We start from the raw sequence: 19,527 nt of genomic DNA on the forward strand, positions 1-19,527 counted from the left end.
ACACCACGTGGTACCGGAAGTTGATCACACCTGCAGCCTCTTGATCGGTGGGACGCTAGAAAAGAGCGCCGCCACCAGCGCCGCCTGCCGCTCGGCCAGGTCGCCGCTCACGTCACCACCGGGAAGCCGGACGCGGCGGCGAGGGCGTCCAACTCGGCCCGGAGCACCGGGGCGGGCGGGTAGTGCCCGTCGCGTTCCAGCAGGATCGCCGGCGGCCGGCGGCGGGCGCACAGCTCGCGCAGCAGGTCGAGCACCGCCGGGGGCACCGGATCGGTGTGCGTGTCGTGGTAGTAGCCGCCGTGGTCGGCGCCGCCCGCCACGTGCACGTAGGAGACCCGCTCCAGCGGCAGCCGGTCGAGCAGCGCGACCGGGTCGGCGCCCCGGTTGCGGGCGTTGGCGTACACGTTGGCGACGTCCAGCAGCAGGAACGCGCCGGTGCGGTCCAGGATCTCGGCGAGGAAGTCGGCCTCGTCCAGCTCGTCGTCGGGCCAGTCGAACAGGGCCGCGATGGGTTCCAGCGCGATCGGCACCGGCAGCTCGGCCTGCGCGCGGGCGACGTTGGCGCAGACCGCGTCGACCGCCGCCCGGCTGCGCGGCAGCGGAAGCAGGTGGCCGGCCTCGACACCGCCGGCCCGGACGAAGGCGATGTGCTCGCTGACCAGCGGCGCCCCGACCAGCTGCGCCACGGCGCCCAGGTGGGCGACGCGCGCCGGGTCGACCGGTTCCGCGCCGCCGAGGGAGAGCCGCACGCCGTGCGGTACGACCGTCACGCCGCGCTCGCGCAGCGCGGCCAGCCCGGCGGGCGGTGGCCCGGCCGAGGCGACGCTCTCCGCGACCACCTCCACGAAGCGCAGCCCGGGCAGGTCGGCGACGAACCCGGCGATCTCCGGCCGCCAGCCGATGCCCACGCCCGCGGGGCCGGTCATCCGCCGCACCCGCCTCCGCCGCAACCCCCGCCGCCGCCGCACGAGCTGCCCCCGCTGCACGAGCTGCCCCCGCCGCACCCGCCGCCGCTGGAGGAGGCGCTGCTGCCGCTGATCGCCTGGCGCTGGATCTCGGCCTGGGCGGCGAAGCCGGGGTCCATGGCGTAGAGCGACGCGGTGCCGAACAACGCGACGCCCATCGCGGCGCCCGCCGCGCCGTAGGTGGCGTAGGCGGGGGCCGAGGCGGGCGCGAGGTAGGTGTGCTGACGGCGCAGGTCGCGCAGGGCCCGGGTGGCGGCGCGGGTGCGCCACGGCACGCGGTGCAGGAGGACGGTCGCGACGATCAGCGGAACCTGGCTCAGCACGAGCCAGCCCACCGGGCGGTCGTTGCCCAGCCCCGCGAAGATGCGCACCAGCCCGACCAACAGCAGGGCGGAGAGCAGGAACGCGCCCCGGCGCAGCGCGGACCGGCGGGCCGGTGCGAGCGCGAGCCCGCGCTGCTCCAGACTGGTCCGGAGCTGGTCGAGCGCCCGGCGGACCCACTCGTCACGGGCCAGTTCCTTGGTGGTGGCGTTCCGCCCGGCCGCGAAATGGACCGCCTGGTCCAGGGGCGTGATCCCGGCGGGCAGCGGACCGCCGGTGGTGAGCCGCCGGTCCGGCCGTACGCCGATCGCCCCGCTGCCGCGCAGCCCGCCGAGCGAGGTCCAGATCGCCAGCTGCTGCCCGCCGTTGAGGTAGGCGACCTGCTGCGGGCCGAGCTGGCCCACGTCGCCCACCGGTGGGCCGGCGAGGACCGCGCGTCGGTGCACGACCGTACCGACGATGATCACGATGGCCGCGAGGAGATAGGCCCCGAGGAAGGCGGGACCGGGGATGCCCCAGGTGTCACCAGGTGCGGCGAGGACGGTCATGGGCTGCTCCTGTCGGCGAGGGGATCGCGACCCAATTGTGGAGCAGGCCCGCCAGGGCGTATCCACCGCGTGGACCGAGTTACCGGACCGATACGCACGGCGAGCCGGCAGCCGGCGCCCGGGGTCGGCTGCCCGGGCGCGCCGGAGGCCGGGCAGGTCAGCGGCGGCGGACGGCCTCCTCGACCAGGTCGAGCACCGGGCCGAGGTCGCCGGCGGGGCGGCCCATCGCCAGGTGCAGCACCAGGCCGTCGTAGGCGAGTTCGAGGAACTGGGCCAGCACGTCGATCGGCACGTCCTCGCGGAGCACGCCCGCCTCCCGCTGCCGGGCCAGCCGGTCGCGGGTCGCCTCGGCGATCGCGGCCGACCGCTCCGCCCACCGCCTGGCGAACGCCGGGTCGGTCCGCAGCCGCCGGGACACCTCCAGCTGGCTGCCGAGCCAGCCGGTGGTGTCGGGGGAGACCGCGCCGGCCAGCAGGTCCCGCATGACCTGGACCAGGCCGTTGCGGGCCACCGTCTCCACCATGGCCGCGGCGTCGTCCTCGGCCACCGCCAGGAAGAGCGAGTCCTTGTCGCGGAAGTGGTGGAAGATCGCGCCCCGGGACAGCCGGGTGGCCTCCTCGAGCCGGCGGACGGTGGCGCCCTCGTAGCCGTGCCGGGCGAAACACGCCCGCGCGGCGGCGAGGATCTCCTGCCGGCGCGCGTCGAGCTGGTCCTGACTTACTCTGGGCACGGGTCGATCGTGACAGCTCACCCCCCGCCGTGCAAACCGTACGTACGGCTTGGTTTGGCCGCTCGCATGATCATCCACGCGGGGCGATCACGGTTAGGATCGGCCCGTGACGCCACTCCCCACCGCCGTCGCGGTCCCCGCCGCGCCGCTGACCGTCGCGGCCGTGCAGGCCGAGCCCGTCCCTGGCGACGTGGCCGGCAACGCGGCAAGCGCCGCCCGGCTGGTCCGCCGCGCGACGGAGCGGGGCGCCCGGGTGAGCGTGCTGCCCGAGCTCTTCCTGCCCGCGTACCACCTGCCGACGCTCGCGGCCGACCCGGCCGGCACCGACGTCGCGGCCGACGCGGCGGGCACGGTCGACGACCCGCGGCTGGACCCGCTGCGCGAGGCGGCCCGCGACGGCGGCGGGGCCGTGGTGGTCGGCGCCGCCGTCCGGCACCCGGACGGCCGGCGGACGATCTCCGCCCTGCTGGTCGACCGCGCCGGTGACGTCCGCGTCGGATACGACAAGCAGCAGCTGTGGAGTGGCGAGCGGGAACTCTTCGTGGCCGGCGACCGGGGCGCCACCCTGCTCGTCGACGACTGGCGGCTCGGGCTCGGCATCTGCTACGACGGCTGCTTCCCGGAGCACGGCCGGGCCGCGGCGGTCGACGGGGCGCACGGCTACCTCTGCCCGAGCGGCTACCTGGCCGGCTCCGAGCACCGCCGCGACCTCTACTACGCCGCCCGCGCGCTGGACAACACGATGTACGTGGTGTTCGCCAACCTCGTCGGCGGCGCCCACCCGTGGCGGTTCAACGGTGGCGCGGCGGTCTACGACCCGGAGGGCCGGCCGCTGGCCCGGGGCGCGGACACCGGCGAGGCCGTGCTGGTCGTCGCGCTCGCCCCGGAGGCCCTCGCGGCGACCCGGGCGGCCCACTGCATGCTGCTCGACCGCCTGCCCGACCAGGGGCGCACCCGTTCGGCGCTGCCGGCCTGACGGCGTCGGGAGAGGGCTCGGCTCTGTCGGCGGGCGGTGGCGGTCCCGTAGGGTGCCCGAGTGCCGCTGCTCCTGCTGGACCTGGACAACACGCTGCTCGACCGGGCCGGTCCGTTCCGCGCCTGGGGGGAGCGTTTCCTGGCCGGTGTCGGCGCGCCGCCGGCCGACATCGACTGGCTGCTGTCCATCGACGCCGACGGGCTGACCGACCGGTGGGACGTGGCCGACGCCGTGCGTGACCGGTACGGGCTGCGGATCCCGTCCATCGACCTGGTCGAGGAGCTGCACGACGGCGTGGTGGCCAACGTCCGGCTCGACCCGCTGGTCGCCTGCGCGCTGCGGATCGCCGACGAGGCCGGCTGGACGCCCGTGGTGGTCAGCAACGGCGGGGCGCGGCAGCAGGAGGCCATGATCCGGCGTACCGGGCTGGACCGCTTCGTCGCCGACTGGGTCATCTCCGAGGAGGTCGGCGTCAGCAAGCCCAACCCGAGGATCTTCGCGCTGGCCGCCCGGCGGGTACGGCTGCCCCTGCGCGACGCCTGGGTGGTCGGCGACGGCCCGGAGGCGGACATCGGGGGCGCGGCCGCCGTGGGCCTGCCCAGCGTCTGGCTGCACCGGGGGCGGAGCTGGGTCGACAGCCGGTTCGCCCCCACCCGCACGGCGGACGGCGTGATCGCCGCCGTCGCGACGGTGCTCGCCGCCTGAGGGGCGGGGCGCCGGGCCGCGGCCGGGCGTAATTCGGTTGACCCGGGCCGCGTCGACCCGTGAGCATGGTCGGCGCATCGTGCAACCGGGCCCGCGCCCGGTCGAGGAGAGGGGGTCGGTCATGGCCGTCTTCGCAGGTCGCTTCCACCTGCCCCCATCAGCCTCGAGCAAGGGATCACCACCGCAGTGCGCGATCACGACCTTCCGGCGCGCGAGCGCCATACCCGCGGCAAGCGCCGCTTCGACGACGACGAACAGCTCTTCCTGAAGCGGGGCCGGGCCGCCGAGCCCGCCCTCGCCGACCCCGACGCCGAGCCGGACCCCGACACGGGGGAGCGCTGGTCCTCCTGGGACGACGCCGTGCACGGCCCGCAACCCCACCCGGAGTGGCTGGTCACCGAACTGGCCGCCAAGGACACCGAGCTGGGGGTGCTCAAGACCGGCAAGGAGGCGGACGTCCACCTGGTCCGCCGGGCGGTGCCCGGCACCGACCGGTCCTGCCTGCTGGCGGCGAAGCGGTACCGGGACCCGCAGCACCGCCTCTTCCACCGCGACGCCGGCTACCTGGAGGGACGCCGGGTCCGCCGGTCCCGGGAGAACCGGGCGATGGCCGGCCGCACCGCCTTCGGCCGGCAGATGATCGCCGGGCAGTGGGCGGCGGCCGAGTTCGCCGCGCTGGCCCGGCTCTGGGAGGTCGGCGCCCGGTACGGCACGATCACCGTCCCCTACCCGGTGCAGGTGCGCGGCACCGAGCTGATGCTGGAGTTCCTCGGCGACCAGGACGAGGGGCTGGCCGCGCCCCGGCTGGCCCAGCTGAGGCCGACGGCGAGGGAGTTGCGTGAGCTGTGGGGCCAGCTCGTCGACGCTCTCGTGGTGCTCGCCCGCGCCGGCCTCGCACACGGCGACCTGTCGCCGTACAACCTGCTGGTGCACGCGGGGCGGCTGGTGCTGATCGACCTGCCGCAGGTGGTCGACGTGGTGGCCAACCCGCAGGGGCCGGAGTTCCTGGCCCGCGACGTGCGGGTGGTCGCCACCTGGTTCGCGGGCCGGGGCCTGCCCGCGACGGACGCCGACCCGGGCGCGCTGACCGCGCTGCTGCTGCGGGAGGCGGGGCTCCGCTGACCGCGACGTCCCGGGCGGCCGGAACGGGCCGCCCGGGACCCGGTCACTGGAGGTAGCGCTCGACCGCCGGCTTGGGGCGCATCCCCTGGGCGTCCGGGTCGCCGTGGGTCTGCCGGGCGGCCCGCCGCCGCCGCAGCAGGTCCCAGCACTGGTCGAGGGACTCCTCCAACTCGCGCAGCCGGGTGCGGGCGTCGTCGTCCGTGCCCGACTCGCCGGCCTGCGCGTCGGCGCGCAGCCGGTGCTCCTCGTCGACCAGCTCGGAGATCCGGTTCAGGATGGTCTTGTCGTCCATGCCCTGAGCCTGGCACAGGCCGCGCGGGCGCGCCCGGGTTCCACCGGCGCGTGCCCCCGCCGCGCCCGCCGCTGCGGTAGGTTGCCCAGCCATGGTCCTCACCCTCCGGGCCGCCGGCCCCTCCGACGCGGCGCCGGTCGTCGACCTGCTCCGCGCCGCCAGGCCCCACCTGGTGGTCACGCCGGAACTGCTCGCCTGGCAGGCGACCGGCAAGCCGGCCGAGCGCTTCGGGATGCTCGTCGCCGAGGCGGACGACGGGATCGCCGGCGTCGCCCGGACGGGGCTGCTGTACGAGAGCGCGGAGCCGGGGCTCGGCTTCGTCAACCTGGTCGTGCGCCCCGAGGGGCGGGGGCGGGGCGTCGGGTCGGCGCTGCTCGCCGCCGCCGAGGAGCGGCTCGCCGGGCTCGGGGTGCGCCGGGCGTACGCGCGGGTCGACGACGAACCGGCGGCGTCGCCTTCGCCGAGCGGCGCGGGTACCGGCCCGGTCGGCGCAGCGTGATCCTGGGCCTGGACCTGGCGACGGCGGTCCTGCCGGCCGCGCCCGCCCCGCCGGCCGGGGTGCGGCTGGGCACGGCGGCGGACCTGGCCGACCCGCGCCCGCTGTACGAGGCGGACCTGGTCGCCGCCGCGGGCGAGCCGGGCGACGTCGGGATGGACGAGATCAGCTTCTCCGACTGGCTGGCCGCGTACTGGCACCGGCCGGACCTGGACCGGGCGCTGAGCACGGTGGCGACGGCCGACGGTGTGGTGGTGGCGTTCAGCCTCGCGCTGACCGACGGCCGGGACCGCTACCTGTCGGGGATGACGGGCACCCGCAGCGGGTGGCGGGGCCGGGGCCTCGCCCAGGCGGTCAAGCACGCGTCGCTGCGGGCGGCCCGGTCGGCGGGCTTCCGGCGGGCGTCCACGATCAACGACGCCGGCAACGACGCGATGCGGACGGTCAACGCGTGGTTCGGGTACCGGCCGGTGGCCGCCGAGTGGCGCTACCTGCGGGAGTTGCCTCGTCGCTGACCGTCCACTGTTGACAGTGGGACATTTCGCAGCACAAACACTGGAACTGCTGTCCTCATTGGTGAGATGCTTCCGCACTCAGGCGGTGGAAGTTCCACGAGGGATCGGCCCGTGGACCACTGCCGAGACGACGAGGAGGCCTGGTACGCATGTCCAGCTTGCGCGACGGGCACGGCGCCACCCTCCCCACGGACCCGCGCACGATCCCGTTGCGGCGGGCGCTGCCCGCCCTGCTCCGGGATCCGCTCGGCGCACTGGTCGGCTTCGCGGAGGGATCCGGTGGGGAGGTCGTCCGGCTCAACCTCGGGTCGTTCCGCCCGTACCTGGTCAGCCACCCGGAACACCTGCAGTACGTGCTGCGTGACCGCGCCGACAACTACATCCGGGACGGTCGGGGACTGCTGTGGCGTCCGGTCCGCCGGGTCGTCGGGGAGGCCATCCTGGTCGCCGAGGGGGAGGTGTGGGAGTCCAGCCGTGGCGCCCTGCTGCCTCTGTTCACGGCGAAGCGGGTCGAGACCATGGTGGACCGGATGGCCGAGGTGATCAGCGAGGCGGTCGACGAGTGGGACGAGCCGGCCCGGCAGGGGCGGCCGATCGACACGGCGGCCGAGCTGACCCGGATCGTCCTGCGCACCACCATGCGGGTGCTCTTCGCCGACCGGATCTCCGTGCCGGAGGCCGAGCGGATCAGCGCCGCGCTCGACACCGTCACCACCTCGATGATCGCCCGCCTGCTGGTGCCGTTCGTGCCCTACTCGGTGCCCATGCCCGGCGACCGCGCGTTCCGGGCGGCCGTGCGGACCATCGACGAGGTGGTGCTGCCGATCATCCGTGAGGCGCGGGCCCGGCCGAGCGACGACGACGACATCATCTCCACCCTCTGCCGGCCCCGTCCGGACGGCAGCATGCCGGACGAGTACCAGATCCGCGGCGATGTCGTGGCCATGTTCTCCACCGCCACCGAGACCACCATCGCGCTGCTGTCCTGGCTCTGGCCGGTGCTGGAGACCCAACCCGAGGTCGCCGCGCGGCTCTACGCCGAAGTGGACCGGGTGGTGGGCGGCGGCCGGGTCCGGCGGGAGCACCTCGCCGAACTGCGGTACGGGCGCATGGTGCTGGACGAGATGCTGCGGCTGTATCCCGCCGGTTGGATGGTCCCCCGCACGGCGGTCGCCGACGACGTGCTCGGCGGGGTGCGGATCAAGGCGGGCGCGACGGTGCTGGTCAGTCCGTACGTGACCCAACGGATGCCGATGTTCTGGGACGACCCGGAGCGGTTCGACCCCGAACGCTTCTCGCCGGAGCGGCCCCGTCGCCGCTACCGCTACTCCTACTACCCCTTCGGCGGGGGCCCGCACCAGTGCCTCGGGCAGTACCTGTTCCTCCTGGAGGCGCAGCTCATCGTGAGCACGGTGCTGAGTCGCTTCCGGTTCCGCCCGACCGCGCCGGCCGACCTGACCCCACGGATGGGCGCCTCGCTCTCGCCCCGGCAACGGCTGCGGGTGACCCTGTCGCCGGTGCAGCGACCGGTCGCCCCGTGAGCGCGACGGACGCGCGGTCGAGGGCTGGCCAGGCCGACGTGGCCGAACAGGGCAGGATCTGCGCCCTGGCCACGCGGGGCGTACGCGACCTGCAGGAAATCACCGCCGCGCACCCCGGACTCTTCTCCGCCGACACGTTCGACTCCGCGATGCTCAGTTCCGTCGCCACCGCCATCGCCTTCACCGCTCCCTGGCACAGCGCCGACGAGCTGCGGATCACCACCCGTACGCTGCTCTGGGTCTTCGCCGCCGACTGGCAGGTCGACTACCTCGCGGCGTCCGCCGATGACGTGCGCGCGCTGGTGGCGGAGTGCCTCGCGGTCGCCGACGGCGCCGACCCGCCGGCGGGGCGACACCTGGCCCGGCTGCTGGCCGACCTCCGCGACGACCTGGCGGCCGTGCCGGCGTTCGACCGGATCCGGCCGGTGTGGCGCGACGAGCTGGAGCGGATGTTCACCGCGGTGGCCCGGGAGTGGGACTGGAAGAACGCCTCGGGCCCCCCGGGCGGATCCCTTCCCACCCTCGACCGGTACCTCGACAACGCCGACAACCTGGCCTGTTCCTTCGTCAACGTCACGCACTGGATCGCCACGGGCGACGGGAACTGCCTGCGGCACCTGGACGAGCTGCTGACGGTGGGCCGCGAGGTGCAGCGGGTGCTGCGCCTGGTCAACGATCTGGCCACCCACGAGCGGGACGTCCAGTGGGGCGACCTCAACGCGCTCATGCTGGTTCCCGACCCGGTTGTCGTGCGCGACCGGTTGGCCCAGCTCACGCGGCGCTGCCACGGGCTGCTCGAACTGCTGGCCGAGCGCGACCCGCGGCAGGCCGACTACATGCGCCGGCAGCTCTCCTTCACCGCCGGCTTCTACCAGGTCTCGGACTTCTGGGGGACGCGATGAGCCACGGCGGATCCCGGGCGGGCACGGCAGCCGCGCCGCGTACCGGCCGTGGTCCGGACGACTGCGGGAGCCTGGCGGGGGAACTGGTCGACGCGATGGCGCTGAGACCGTGGGGAGAGGTCGCTCCCTCCGTCTACGAGACCGGCCGGCTGGTCGCCGCCGGGCCCCTGCTCGCCGGGCACGCCGAACGGGTCGCGTTCCTCGTTCGACACCAGCGCGCCGACGGCGCGTGGGGACCCCCGGAGGGCTACGCGCTGGTGCCGACGTTGAGTGCCACGGACGCCCTGCTGGCGACGCTGGCCGACGAGGGCCTGCCGGCGGCCGCCCGCCCGGCTTCGGCCGTCGCGGCCGGGCGCGGACTGCGAGCCCTCTCCACCCTGCTCGCGGCGGGCTCCGCCGTGCCGGACACGCCCGCCGCCGACCTCATCGTGCCGGCCCTGGTGGAATCGATCAACGCACGGACGTCCGGGCCGGACGCCGCGCTGTCGCTCACGCACCCGCTGAGCCTGCCCACCGGGACGGACCGCCGCCGGTTGACCGCGGTCCGGGCGGCACACGCCGCGGGCACCGAGCTGCACCCGAAGCTGGCGCACTTCGGTGAGCTGCTCGACGGGCCGGCCCAGCGGTGGCCGCGGCCGCGCGCCGCCGAGCCGACCACTGTCGGGGCCTCGCCAGCAGCCACCGCCGCGTGGCTGGCCACCGCCGGTCCGGACGCCGACGCGCGAGCGGCCCGCGTCTTCCTGGACCGGCTGATCAGCGAGGGCGGCGGGCCGGTGCCCTGTCCTACGCCGATCACCGTCTTCGAACGTGCCTGGGTCCTGAGTTGGCTGTCCCGGGCCGGCATCGAGGTACGACCACCGGAGGCGGTCCTCGCGGGCCTGGCCGACGCGGTCGGCCCTGCCGGTGCCGCCACCGGAGCGGGCCTGCTACCCGACGCGGACACCACCGCCGTGACCCTGTACGCGCTCGGGCGCCTGGGCCGCCAGCTCGACCCGGCGAGTCTGTGGGGGTACGAGACGGCGGAGGGGTTCTGCACCTGGCCGGGGGAGGACGGCTTCTCGGTCACCACGAACGCGCACGTGCTCGACGCCCTCGCTCAGCACGCCGTGCGTGATCCGGGCGCCGCCTCCCGGCACCGCACCGCCATCGGCCGGCTGGCCCGGGTGCTCCGGGAGCGGCAGGAGGCCGACGGCAGCTGGCGCGACCGGTGGCACGCCTCGCCGTACTACGCCACCGCCTGCTGCGTGCTCGCGTTGGCCGAGTCCGGCCCGGACGACGACAGCGTGGACACGGTCGGTCGGGCGGTGCGCTGGGTGCTGGCCAACCAACGCGACGACGGGTCGTGGGGCCGGTGGGCGGGCACCGCGGAGGAGACCGCCTACGCCCTGCAGATCCTGCTGGCCGTCCCGTCGGACGAACCGGCGGTGGCCGTCGCCGCCCTGCGGGGAAGCGCCTACCTGCGAGCGGACGTCGGCCGACGCGAGCACCCGCCACTGTGGTACGGCAAGGAACTCTATTGCCCCACCACGATCGTCCGGTCGGCGGTGCTCGCCGCCTCCCACCTCGTTCACCGCCGACTCGAACATTCCCGCGGTGGTGCACATGTCATGACGGGACGGCAGAAATCAGCAACTTGAGGTGCCATGTGGACACTGCTAGCGTACCCACTGCCTTTGTCCCGCACGGCCCTCCGGCGGGACATCCGCACTTCTACGATCTGCCGTTGATGACCTGAGTCAACGCCGGCCTGGGACGGTTCAATGCGTTCTCGCGGTACGAGTATCCGCACTAAGGTTGTCGCTCTCCTGCTCTCCCTCGTAGCGCTCTGGACGTTCGCGGCCTGGGTGACCCTGCGGGACGGCTTCAATCTGCTCGGCGTCCAGATGCTCAACGCCAAGATCTACGTTCCCAGCGAGCCGCTGCTCCAGGAACTCCAGCTCGAACGCCGCCTGACCCAGGCGTACCTCAGCGACCCGGGGCCGGAGCAGCGGGCGGCGCTCGAGGCCGAACACCGTACGACGGCGGAGCTGACGACCTCCTTCACCACGTCCGTGCGGCACTGGCAGGTCGACGTCGCCGGCGGTGACGCGTTGAGCCGGCAGCTCGACGAATCGGTGGCGCAGCTGGAGGCGCTGGGGGCGGTACGCAGCGCGGTGCTCGATCGCGGTATCGACCGGATTTCCGCGGCGGACGCCTACACCCGTGCCATTGGATCCATTTTCCAGATCTACGACGTCACCGGCAGTCTGGACGACAAGGAGCTGGCGGCGGACGCCGCGGCCCTCATCCAGCTCAACCGGATGAAGGAGCTGATCTCACAACAGGACGCGCTGCTCAGCGGCCTGTTCGGCAGTGGCCGCATGAGTGGGCCGGAGTACGCCCGATACACCGCGCTCGTCGGCGCCGAGCGTTTCCTCGGCGAGGAGACCAGATCGAAGCTCTCCGCCGCCGACCAGCGGCGCTACCAGCAGCTCGTCGAGAGCGAGCCGTTCAAGCGCCTGCGCTCGGTGCAGGACGGCATCATCCGCGGCGGCCAGCCGACGACGCAGCTGCCGGTGAGTCGGGCCGACTGGCGTGACACGGTCGACCAGGCGCTGGCCGGGGTCAACAGCACGGTGGTGGCGGGCGGCGACGACATCGTGGGCCGGGCGTCCACCGTGGCCGCGATGGTCATGGTGCGCCTCGTACTGGCCACCGGTCTGGGTCTGCTGGCGGTCATCGCCTCGATCATCGTCTCCGTCACGACGACCCGTGCGCTGCTGCGGCAGCTGGAGCGGCTGCGCGAGGCCGCCTTCCGGCTCGCCAACGAGCGGCTGCCCGGCGTGGTCGAGCGGCTCGGCCACGGCGAGGAGGTCGACGTCGCCAAGGAGGCGCCTCCGCTGGAGTTCGGTGACGACGAGATCGGCCAGGTGGGCAAGGCGTTCAACGCCGTGCAGGAGACCGCCATCCGCACCGCCGTCGAGCAGGCCGAGCTGCGCCGCAACGTGCGCGACGTCTTCCTCAGCCTGGCCCGGCGCACCCAGGCGCTGGTGCACCGCCAGCTCACCCTGCTCGACGCGATGGAGCGCCGCGAGCACGACGCCGAGGAGCTGGAGGACCTGTTCCGGGTCGACCACCTGGCCACCCGGATGCGGCGCAACGCCGAGAACCTCATCCTGCTCTCCGGCTCCACCCCGGGCCGCGCCTGGCGGCGCAACGTGCCGATGGTCGACGTGGTCCGCGGCGCCGTCGCCGAGGTCGAGGACTACACCCGGGTCAACGTGCTGCCTCTCGGCGCGGTCTCGCTCACCGGCCGCGCGGTCGGCGACGTCATCCACCTGCTCGCCGAGCTGATCGAGAACGGCCTGTCGTTCTCCCCGCCGCACACCTCGGTCGAGGTGCGCGGACAGATGGTGGCCAACGGCTTCGCCATCGAGGTCGAGGACCGTGGCCTGGGCATGAGCGAGGAGGACCTGGCCGCCGCGAACCACCGGATCGTCGACCAGTCCGAGCTCAACCTGGCCAACGCCTCCCGCCTGGGCCTCTACGTCGTCAGCCGGCTGACCGAGCGGCACGGCGTGCGGGTGCAGCTCAAGGAGTCCGCGTACGGCGGCACCACGGCCGTCGTGCTGATCCCGGCCGAGCTGGTCACCGCCGACGACGAGGACCCGAACACCTCCGGCGGGTTCCCGGCCGGCCTGCCCGCCGCCGGCCCGGTGGCCGGCGTCTCCGGCCAGGCCCCGCCCGCCGCCGGACCGCCGCTCGCCACGGTGCCGGTGGCGCTGGCCGAGCCGCCGCTCGCGCCCCACGCGCCCTCGGCTCCCGACGCCGACGCCCCCGCCGGCGGGGGCGCACTGCCGACCCGCTCGCGCGGCCGGAGCCTGCCGACGACCGCCCCGGCCCGTGACGCGCCGCTGCCCGTCCGGCAGCGCGGCGGATCCGAGCAGTACGCCCTGGACGGGCCGACCTTCCCGACCGGCCTGCCGATGGCCGCCGCCCGGCCCGCGTCGACGGAAGCGCCCGCCGTGACGGGAACGTCCGCCGAGGCGCCCGCCGCGCCCGAGGCGGACACCGCGCCCGCCGCCGGCCCGGTGCCGACGGCCCGCCAGGTGACGGCGCGCACCGACTCGGGGCTGCCGGTCCGGGTCCGGCAGGCCAGCATCGTGCCGGAGCTGCGCGACGATCCGGCGACCGCCGGGAACGGCGACGAGGACGACGACACGGTGCGCCCGCCGGAGCAGGTACGCCGGATGATGAGCTCCTACCAGACCGGGACCCGGCGCGGCCGTACGGACGCCGCCCGACTGCTTGGCGGAGCGGGCGACAGCCGAACCGAGGCCGGCGAGGAACCCGACGCCGGCGACGACCTGCAAGCGACCTGACCGGTGCCGCCACGGCGCGGGGGGATCCCCGCGTCGTGGCGCTCAGCCGAGACGAGCACGGCGACAACTGCCGGGGGAGAAGAGGACGACGAGTGGCGCAGAAGACGGCTTCGAGTGCCGACCTGACGTGGTTGCTGGATGATCTGGTCGGCCGGGTGAAGCAGGCCGACCACGCGGTCGCGCTCTCGACGGACGGCCTGTTGATGGCCGCCTCGCGAGGGCTCAGCCGGGACGACGCCGAGCACCTGGCGGCCATGGCGGCCGGCATCCAGAGTCTGGCCCGGGGCGCGGGCAAGCGCTTCGGCGGCGGGCAGGTGCAGCAGACGATCATCGAGATGCAGTCGTCGTTCCTGTTCGTCACGGCGGCCGGGCGCAACGCCTGCCTCGCCGTCCTGGCCAGCGAGGACGCCGACGTCGGGCTGATCGCGTACGAGATGGCGATGCTGGTCACCCGCGTCGGCAAGTACGTGGCGTCGCCGTCCCGGACCGGCGAGCAGCAGACCGGCGAGAAGTAGCCGCGATGACGGTGCAGGGGGAGTCCTCGGAGCACCAGTGGGTCGACGACCACGCCGGCCCGGTCGTGCGCCCGTACGCGATGACGCGTGGCCGGGCCCGGCCGGTCACCGGCACGTTCGACCTGATCTCCCTGGTGACGGCGACCCGCGCGGACGTGACCCCGGAGGTCGGGCTGGGCCCGGAGCACCTGGCGATCGTCGGGCTCTGCCAGCGGATCCAGTCCGTCGCCGAGATCGCCGCCCACCTGGACCTGCCGGTGGGCACCATCCGGGTCCTGCTCGGTGACCTGGCGGCCCGCAGCCTGGTGCAGGTACGCGAGCCGCACACCACGGCCGGCCTTCCCGACAACAGCGTTTTCGAGGCGGTAATCAATGGACTACGGGCACTCTGAGCGGCCGGCGGGAGCGACGCCACTGCCCACCGCGATCAAGATCCTCGTCGCGGGTGGCTTCGGCGTCGGCAAGACCACCATGGTCGGTGCGGTCAGCGAGACGCGCCCGTTGCGTACGGAGGAGGTGTTGACCGAGTCCGGCGTCGGCATCGACGACCTCTCCGGGGTGGAGAGCAAGACGACCACCACGGTGGCGATGGACTTCGGCCGCATCACCATCAGCGACGACCTGGTGCTCTACCTCTTCGGCACCCCGGGCCAGGACCGGTTCTGGTTCGTCTGGGACGAACTGGCGCTCGGCGCGCTCGGCGCGGTGGTGCTGGCCGACACCCGGCGGCTGGCCGACTGCTTCCCCTCGATCGACTACTTCGAGGGCCGGGGCACCCCGTTCGTCGTGGCGGTCAACTGCTTCGAGGGGGCCCGGCAGTACCGCCTCGACGAGGTGCAGGCGGCGCTCAACCTCGACCCGGGGGTGCCGGTGCTGCTCTGCGACGCCCGGCAGCGGGAGTCCAGCAAGGAGGTGCTCATCACCCTGATGGAGCACGCCATGAAGACCCGCGAGGCCCGCCGCCGCGCCGCCGCGGCCGAGTAACCGCCACACCACCACCGCGCCGCGCCTCCCGACGTCCGCCCACGAGATCCTGGTACGGAACAGCCCCTCCTCGGGCCTTTCCGTACCAGGATCTCGCGGCGGGAACCGGTGCGAGCGCGTTCGCCGGCGGAGTGGGACCGACCGGGCGCGGGGACGCCCAGCGCGCCACCGCCGCCGGGGACCCGGACGCGCCGCTGGTCCGGCGGGTCATGTTGCCGCCGTCGTCCTGCGGAACGGGGCGGGGGCGGATGGCGTAATTGATCGACCTCGATCAATTGGGCTGCCTGGCATGGGCTCTGGAAAGCGCTTCCCGCCGTCCATCACCTGGCCTGGAACACATCGACACGGTGGGCCCGCTGGTCATCCAGGTCACCGGGCGGATCGCGATCACGAGCAAGCAGGGGGTACGCCCGAACAAGACCATCATCGGGGTCGGCAACGCCGAGATCACCGGCGGCGGCCTGGACTTCTACCGGTCGTACAACGTGATCGTCCGCAACATCAACTTCACGAACGCGGAGGACGACGCGGTCAACATCGGCCAGAACTCGCACCACATCTGGATCGACCACAACCGCTTCTCCGGCGCGGTGGACGGGTCGGTCGACATCGTCCGGGGCGCCGACTACGTGACGGTGTCGTGGAACCACTTCGACCACTCGGACAAGTCCATGCTGATCGGTCACTCCGACGGCTCGGCCTCCACCGACGTCGGCCGCCTGAAGGTCAGCATCCACCACAACTTCTTCGACCACAGCCGCCAGCGGCACCCCCCGGGTCCGCTTCGGCGCACGTACTACCCGTACACCCTCGACGCGGCGGCGGACGTGTTCGCCCTGGTCGTCGCGGGCGCCGGCGCCGGCCGCATCTGACCGGACGCGCGGAGGCCCCCTGCCGTGGTGGCAGGGGGCCTCCGTCCGTGCCGTCAGCTGGCGATCATGCGACGCAGGACGTACTGCAGGATGCCGCCGTGCCGGTAGTAGTCCGCCTCGCCCGGGGTGTCGATCCGGACCACCGCGTCGAACTCGACGCCGGTGTCGGTGCTGACCTTGACCGTGCGCGGGGTCTCGCCGTCGTTCAGCGCGGTGACCCCGGCGATGGAGAACGTCTCCGTGCCGGTGAGGCCGAGCGACTCGGCGGTCTCGCCGGCCGGGAACTGGAGCGGGAGCACGCCCATGCCGATCAGGTTCGAACGGTGGATCCGCTCGTACGACTCGGCGATGACCGCCCTGACGCCGAGCAGCATGGTGCCCTTGGCCGCCCAGTCCCGGGACGAGCCGGAACCGTACTCCTTGCCGGCCAGCACGACCAGCGGGATGCCCGCCTCCTGGTAGGCCACCGAGGCGTCGTAGATCGAGCTCTGCTCGCCGGTCAGGTGGTTGACCGTGAAGCCGCCTTCAGGGAGCGCAGCTCCCGCATCGGAACCGGCGCCCGGGATCCGCAACTGGTTGCGCAGCCGGATGTTGGCGAAGGTGCCCCGGATCATCACCTCGTGGTTGCCCCGGCGGGAGCCGTACGAGTTGAACTCGTGCCGCGGCACGTCGTGCTCGGCGAGGTACTTCCCGGCGGGGGAGTCGGCCTTGATGGAGCCGGCCGGCGAGATGTGGTCGGTGGTCACCGAGTCGCCCAGCTTGGCCAGCACCCGGGCGCCGGTGATGTCGACGACCGCCTTCGGCTCCCGCTCCATGCCCTCGAAGTACGGGGGCTTGCGGACGTAGGTGGACTCGTCCGCCCAGGCGAAGGTGTCGCCGGTCGGGGTGGGCAGCGACTGCCAGCGCTCGTCACCGGCGAAGACGTCCTCGTACGCGGCGCTGAAGCCGGTGGCGCCGATCGCCGAGGCGATGACGTCCTGGATCTCGGCGCTGTCGGGCCAGATGTCCCGCAGGAACACCGGGTTGCCCTCGCTGTCCTCGCCGATCGGCTCGTTGGCCAGGTCGATGTCCATCGTGCCGGCCAGCGCGTACGCGACCACCAGCGGCGGGGAGGCCAGGTAGTTCATCTTGACGTCCGGGTTGATCCGGCCTTCGAAGTTCCGGTTGCCGGAGAGCACGGAGACGACCGCCAGGTCGGCCTCGTTCACCGCGGCGGAGACCTCCTCCGGCAGTGGACCGGAGTTGCCGATGCAGGTGGTGCAGCCGTAGCCGACCAGGTGGAAGCCGAGCTTCTCCAGGTAGGGCGTGAGGCCGGCGCGCTCGTAGTAGTCCATGACGACCTTGGAACCCGGGGCCAGGGTGGTCTTCACCCACGGCTTGCGGGTCAGGCCCTTGTCGACCGCGTTGCGGGCCAGCAGGGCCGCCCCGATCATCACCTGCGGGTTGGAGGTGTTGGTGCAGGAGGTGATCGCCGCGATCACCACGGCGCCGTGGTCCAGCTCGTACTCGACGCCGTCGGCGCTGGTGACCCGGATCGGGTTGCTGGCCCGCCCGCCGGAGCCGACCGCCGCCGTCTCCAGGTCGCGCGGCGCGTCGGCCGGGTCGCTGACCCCGTTGGCCGGGGAGTCGCTGGCCGGGAAGGACTCGGCACTCGCCTCGTCGGCGTGGCCCTGCACGCCGAACGGCTTCTCCAGCTGCGGCACGCCCGACTTGCGGCCACGGTCGCCGCCGGTCTCGTCGGCGGCCACGTAGTCGGTCAGCGCCGAACGGAACAGCGTCTTGGCGTTGCCCAGCGGGACCCGGTCCTGCGGGCGCTTCGGGCCGGCCAGGGACGGCTCGATCGTGCTCAGGTCCAGCTCCAGGCGCTCCGAGTACTCCGGCTCGGCGTCCGGGTCGTGCCAGAGGCCCTGCTCCTTGGCGTACGCCTCGACGAGCGCGACCTGCGCCGCGTCGCGGCCGGTCAGCTCCAGGTAGCGGACGGTCTCGGCGTCGATCGGGAAGATCGCCACGGTGGAGCCGTACTCCGGGGACATGTTGCCGATGGTGGCCCGGTTGGCCAGCGGCACGGCGCCCACGCCCGGGCCGTAGAACTCGACGAACTTGCCGACCACGCCGTGCTTGCGCAGCATCTCGGTGATGGTGAGCACCAGGTCGGTGGCGGTGGTGCCGGCCGGCATCTCGCCGGAGAGCTTGAAGCCCACCACGCGCGGGATCAGCATGCTGACCGGCTGGCCGAGCATCGCGGCCTCGGCCTCGATGCCGCCGACGCCCCAGCCGAGCACGCCCAGGCCGTTGACCATCGTGGTGTGCGAGTCGGTGCCGACCACCGTGTCCGGGTACGCCTGGCCGTTGCGCTCCATGACCGTACGGGCCAGGTACTCGATGTTGACCTGGTGCACGATGCCGGTGCCCGGCGGTACGACCTTGAACTCGTTGAACGCGGTCTGGCCCCAGCGCAGGAACTGGTAGCGCTCCTTGTTGCGCTCGTACTCCAGCTCGACGTTGCGCTCGAAGGCGTCCTCGCGTCCGAACAGGTCGGCGATGACGGAGTGGTCGATGACCAACTCGGCCGGGGCGAGCGGGTTCACCTTGGTGGCGTCGCCGCCCAGGTCCCGGACGGCCTCGCGCATGGTGGCCAGGTCGACCACGCAGGGCACGCCGGTGAAGTCCTGCATGAGCACCCGCGCCGGGGTGAACTGGATCTCCACGCTCGGGTCGGCGTCGGGGTCCCAGCCGCCGAGCTGCCGGATGTGGTCGGCGGTGATGTTCGCGCCGTCCTCGGTCCGGAGCAGGTTCTCCAGGAGGATCTTCAGGCTGTAGGGGAGCCGTTCGTGGCCCTCCACCTTGCTGATCTTGAAAATCTCGTAGCTCGCGTCTCCGACGCGTAGCTGGGTCTTCGCACCGAAGGTGTCGAGGCTCGCCACGTCGTACTCCTTCACACCAGCGACCGTGAGTAGTCCTGAGCAGTCTGTCGCACCGGTCGGGGTGCCGCCGTGGTTAGGGGACACTTACCGCCGATCTAGTCGTCAACAAAACCGTACGTCCGTCTTGCTAACTTCGCAACCTCGTGCCATCGTTCGGGACGAGGAGGTACCACCATGATCCATCACGTCCAGCTCGCCTGCCCACGCGGCTCCGAGGCGGCGTCGCGGGCCTTCTACGTCGGCGTGCTCGGGATGACCGAGAAGCCCAAGCCGCCTGCGCTCGTGGCCCGGGGCGGCTGCTGGTTCACCGGTCACGGCGCGGAGCTGCACCTCGGCGTGGAGGACGACTTCAGCCCCGCCCGCAAGGCCCATCCGGGCCTGCTCCGGCCGGACCTGGACGCGCTCGCCGCCCGGTTAACCGCCGCCGGCTACCCCGTCACCTGGGGCAACGACGAGCTGCCCGGGATGCGCCGCTTCCACTCCCAGGACGCGCACGGCAACCGGCTGGAGTTCCTCGCCCCGGTCGACTGACTCCCGCCGCCACCGGCCGCGCGGGGCTGCCGACTCAGGGCGGCCGCGTCGGCGCGGCCGCCCGGCCCCGGGCTCGGCCGTGCGGGGCGGGGTGGGCGGGTGGAGCTGACGACAAAGGGCCGGTCCCCCGTGGGCGGTTTCTAGGGGTCGTCGCAACACGTGGTTTGTTGATCAGGCCGCGAGTAGTTTATGCAGGCGCTCGGCTGGGGTTTCCCAGCCGAGCGTTT

At 73.4% G+C, this 19,527-nt stretch carries 19 protein-coding genes; 14 read left to right on the forward strand and 5 right to left on the reverse strand.

What is annotated here, in order from left to right; genetic code table 11:
- Window positions 1-107: 107 nt before the first annotated feature.
- The 3 genes from AB0G13_RS28275 to AB0G13_RS28285 form a co-directional block, all read right to left on the reverse strand.
- Window positions 108-926 (reverse strand): DUF692 domain-containing protein, encoded by an 819-nt coding sequence (locus AB0G13_RS28275; RefSeq protein ID WP_357880520.1) that lies wholly within the window; start codon window positions 924-926, stop codon window positions 108-110.
- The gene (locus AB0G13_RS28280) at window positions 923-1,834 is read right to left on the reverse strand and encodes a TIGR04222 domain-containing membrane protein (RefSeq protein ID WP_357880523.1); all 912 of its coding nucleotides are present in this window, start codon (window positions 1,832-1,834) and stop codon (window positions 923-925) included. The genes AB0G13_RS28275 and AB0G13_RS28280 overlap by 4 nt, the downstream gene beginning before the upstream one ends.
- Window positions 1,835-1,991: 157 nt before the next feature.
- The gene (locus AB0G13_RS28285) at window positions 1,992-2,564 is read right to left on the reverse strand and encodes a TetR/AcrR family transcriptional regulator (protein ID WP_132240304.1); all 573 of its coding nucleotides are present in this window, start codon (window positions 2,562-2,564) and stop codon (window positions 1,992-1,994) included.
- Window positions 2,565-2,670: 106 nt separating this feature from the next.
- On the opposite strand from AB0G13_RS28285, the gene AB0G13_RS28290 reads away from it, so the two are divergent.
- The 3 genes from AB0G13_RS28290 (at window position 2,671) to AB0G13_RS28300 (ending at window position 5,367) form a co-directional block, all read left to right on the forward strand.
- A complete protein-coding gene (locus tag AB0G13_RS28290; RefSeq protein ID WP_357880526.1) occupies window positions 2,671-3,540 on the forward strand; it encodes a carbon-nitrogen hydrolase family protein in 870 nt (289 codons plus the stop codon).
- Between the two features lie 60 nt (window positions 3,541-3,600).
- A complete protein-coding gene (locus tag AB0G13_RS28295) occupies window positions 3,601-4,245 on the forward strand; it encodes an HAD family hydrolase (RefSeq protein WP_357880530.1) in 645 nt (214 codons plus the stop codon).
- 186 nt (window positions 4,246-4,431) lie between these two features.
- Complete coding sequence (locus AB0G13_RS28300; protein WP_357880533.1) at window positions 4,432-5,367, forward strand: RIO1 family regulatory kinase/ATPase; 936 nt, start codon at window positions 4,432-4,434, stop codon at window positions 5,365-5,367.
- Between the two features lie 43 nt (window positions 5,368-5,410).
- Here the strand turns inward: AB0G13_RS28300 and AB0G13_RS28305 are convergent, their stop codons facing one another.
- Complete coding sequence (locus AB0G13_RS28305; RefSeq protein WP_357880536.1) at window positions 5,411-5,659, reverse strand: DUF2630 family protein; 249 nt, start codon at window positions 5,657-5,659, stop codon at window positions 5,411-5,413.
- Window positions 5,660-5,750: 91 nt separating this feature from the next.
- Between AB0G13_RS28305 and AB0G13_RS28310 the strand changes: the two genes are divergently transcribed.
- The 10 genes from AB0G13_RS28310 to AB0G13_RS28355 all read left to right on the forward strand — a co-directional run bounded on the left by AB0G13_RS28310 (window position 5,751) and on the right by AB0G13_RS28355 (window position 15,845).
- Window positions 5,751-6,158: a GNAT family N-acetyltransferase gene (locus AB0G13_RS28310; protein WP_357880539.1), complete on the forward strand. Its 408-nt coding sequence runs from the start codon at window positions 5,751-5,753 to the stop codon at window positions 6,156-6,158.
- Window positions 6,155-6,670 (forward strand): hypothetical protein, encoded by a 516-nt coding sequence (locus AB0G13_RS28315; RefSeq protein ID WP_357880541.1) that lies wholly within the window; start codon window positions 6,155-6,157, stop codon window positions 6,668-6,670. Before AB0G13_RS28310 ends, AB0G13_RS28315 begins: the two co-directional genes overlap by 4 nt.
- Before the next feature lie 149 nt (window positions 6,671-6,819).
- A complete protein-coding gene (locus AB0G13_RS28320; protein ID WP_357880544.1) occupies window positions 6,820-8,211 on the forward strand; it encodes a cytochrome P450 in 1,392 nt (463 codons plus the stop codon).
- Entirely contained in the window at window positions 8,208-9,113 is a 906-nt protein-coding gene (locus AB0G13_RS28325; protein WP_357880547.1) for a terpene synthase family protein, read from the forward strand. The genes AB0G13_RS28320 and AB0G13_RS28325 overlap by 4 nt, the downstream gene beginning before the upstream one ends.
- Window positions 9,110-10,750, forward strand: coding sequence for a prenyltransferase/squalene oxidase repeat-containing protein (locus AB0G13_RS28330; protein ID WP_357880551.1), 1,641 nt, complete (start codon window positions 9,110-9,112; stop codon window positions 10,748-10,750). The genes AB0G13_RS28325 and AB0G13_RS28330 overlap by 4 nt, the downstream gene beginning before the upstream one ends.
- A gap of 207 nt (window positions 10,751-10,957) precedes the next feature.
- Complete coding sequence (locus tag AB0G13_RS28335; protein ID WP_357880555.1) at window positions 10,958-13,474, forward strand: nitrate- and nitrite sensing domain-containing protein; 2,517 nt, start codon at window positions 10,958-10,960, stop codon at window positions 13,472-13,474.
- A 92-nt stretch (window positions 13,475-13,566) separates the two neighbouring features.
- Complete coding sequence (locus tag AB0G13_RS28340) at window positions 13,567-13,989, forward strand: roadblock/LC7 domain-containing protein (protein WP_357880558.1); 423 nt, start codon at window positions 13,567-13,569, stop codon at window positions 13,987-13,989.
- Between the two features lie 5 nt (window positions 13,990-13,994).
- On the forward strand, window positions 13,995-14,381 hold the full coding sequence (locus AB0G13_RS28345) for a DUF742 domain-containing protein (protein WP_121400719.1): 387 nt from the start codon (window positions 13,995-13,997) through the stop codon (window positions 14,379-14,381).
- On the forward strand, window positions 14,362-14,973 hold the full coding sequence (locus AB0G13_RS28350) for an ATP/GTP-binding protein (RefSeq protein ID WP_121400720.1): 612 nt from the start codon (window positions 14,362-14,364) through the stop codon (window positions 14,971-14,973). The genes AB0G13_RS28345 and AB0G13_RS28350 overlap by 20 nt, the downstream gene beginning before the upstream one ends.
- A gap of 347 nt (window positions 14,974-15,320) precedes the next feature.
- A complete protein-coding gene (locus AB0G13_RS28355) occupies window positions 15,321-15,845 on the forward strand; it encodes a hypothetical protein (protein WP_357880562.1) in 525 nt (174 codons plus the stop codon).
- Between the two features lie 53 nt (window positions 15,846-15,898).
- Here AB0G13_RS28355 and AB0G13_RS28360 read toward each other — a convergent pair whose 3' ends face one another.
- Window positions 15,899-18,784 (reverse strand): aconitate hydratase, encoded by a 2,886-nt coding sequence (locus tag AB0G13_RS28360; RefSeq protein ID WP_357880565.1) that lies wholly within the window; start codon window positions 18,782-18,784, stop codon window positions 15,899-15,901.
- 159 nt (window positions 18,785-18,943) lie between these two features.
- On the opposite strand from AB0G13_RS28360, the gene AB0G13_RS28365 reads away from it, so the two are divergent.
- Window positions 18,944-19,300, forward strand: a complete 357-nt coding sequence (locus tag AB0G13_RS28365; RefSeq protein ID WP_357880568.1) for a VOC family protein — start codon at window positions 18,944-18,946, stop codon at window positions 19,298-19,300.
- Window positions 19,301-19,527 lie beyond the last annotated feature (227 nt).

Origin of the sequence: Micromonospora sp. NPDC023633, from assembly GCF_040640035.1 — a bacterium.
GTDB lineage: Bacteria > Actinomycetota > Actinomycetes > Mycobacteriales > Micromonosporaceae > Micromonospora.

Excerpts from the sequence above, each read along its gene's own strand:
- AB0G13_RS28310 (WP_357880539.1), top strand. The coding sequence starts at position 5,751 with ATGGTCCTCACCCTCCGGGCCGCCGGCCCCTCCGACGCGGCGCCGGTC.
- AB0G13_RS28320 (WP_357880544.1), top strand. The coding sequence starts at position 6,820 with ATGTCCAGCTTGCGCGACGGGCACGGCGCCACCCTCCCCACGGACCCG.
- AB0G13_RS28345 (WP_121400719.1), top strand. The coding sequence starts at position 13,995 with ATGACGGTGCAGGGGGAGTCCTCGGAGCACCAGTGGGTCGACGACCAC.
- AB0G13_RS28350 (WP_121400720.1), top strand. The coding sequence starts at position 14,362 with ATGGACTACGGGCACTCTGAGCGGCCGGCGGGAGCGACGCCACTGCCC.
- AB0G13_RS28365 (WP_357880568.1), top strand. The coding sequence starts at position 18,944 with ATGATCCATCACGTCCAGCTCGCCTGCCCACGCGGCTCCGAGGCGGCG.
- AB0G13_RS28280 (WP_357880523.1), bottom strand. The coding sequence starts at position 1,834 with ATGACCGTCCTCGCCGCACCTGGTGACACCTGGGGCATCCCCGGTCCC.
- AB0G13_RS28305 (WP_357880536.1), bottom strand. The coding sequence starts at position 5,659 with ATGGACGACAAGACCATCCTGAACCGGATCTCCGAGCTGGTCGACGAG.
- AB0G13_RS28330 (WP_357880551.1), top strand. The coding sequence starts at position 9,110 with ATGAGCCACGGCGGATCCCGGGCGGGCACGGCAGCCGCGCCGCGTACC.
- AB0G13_RS28275 (WP_357880520.1), bottom strand. The coding sequence starts at position 926 with ATGACCGGCCCCGCGGGCGTGGGCATCGGCTGGCGGCCGGAGATCGCC.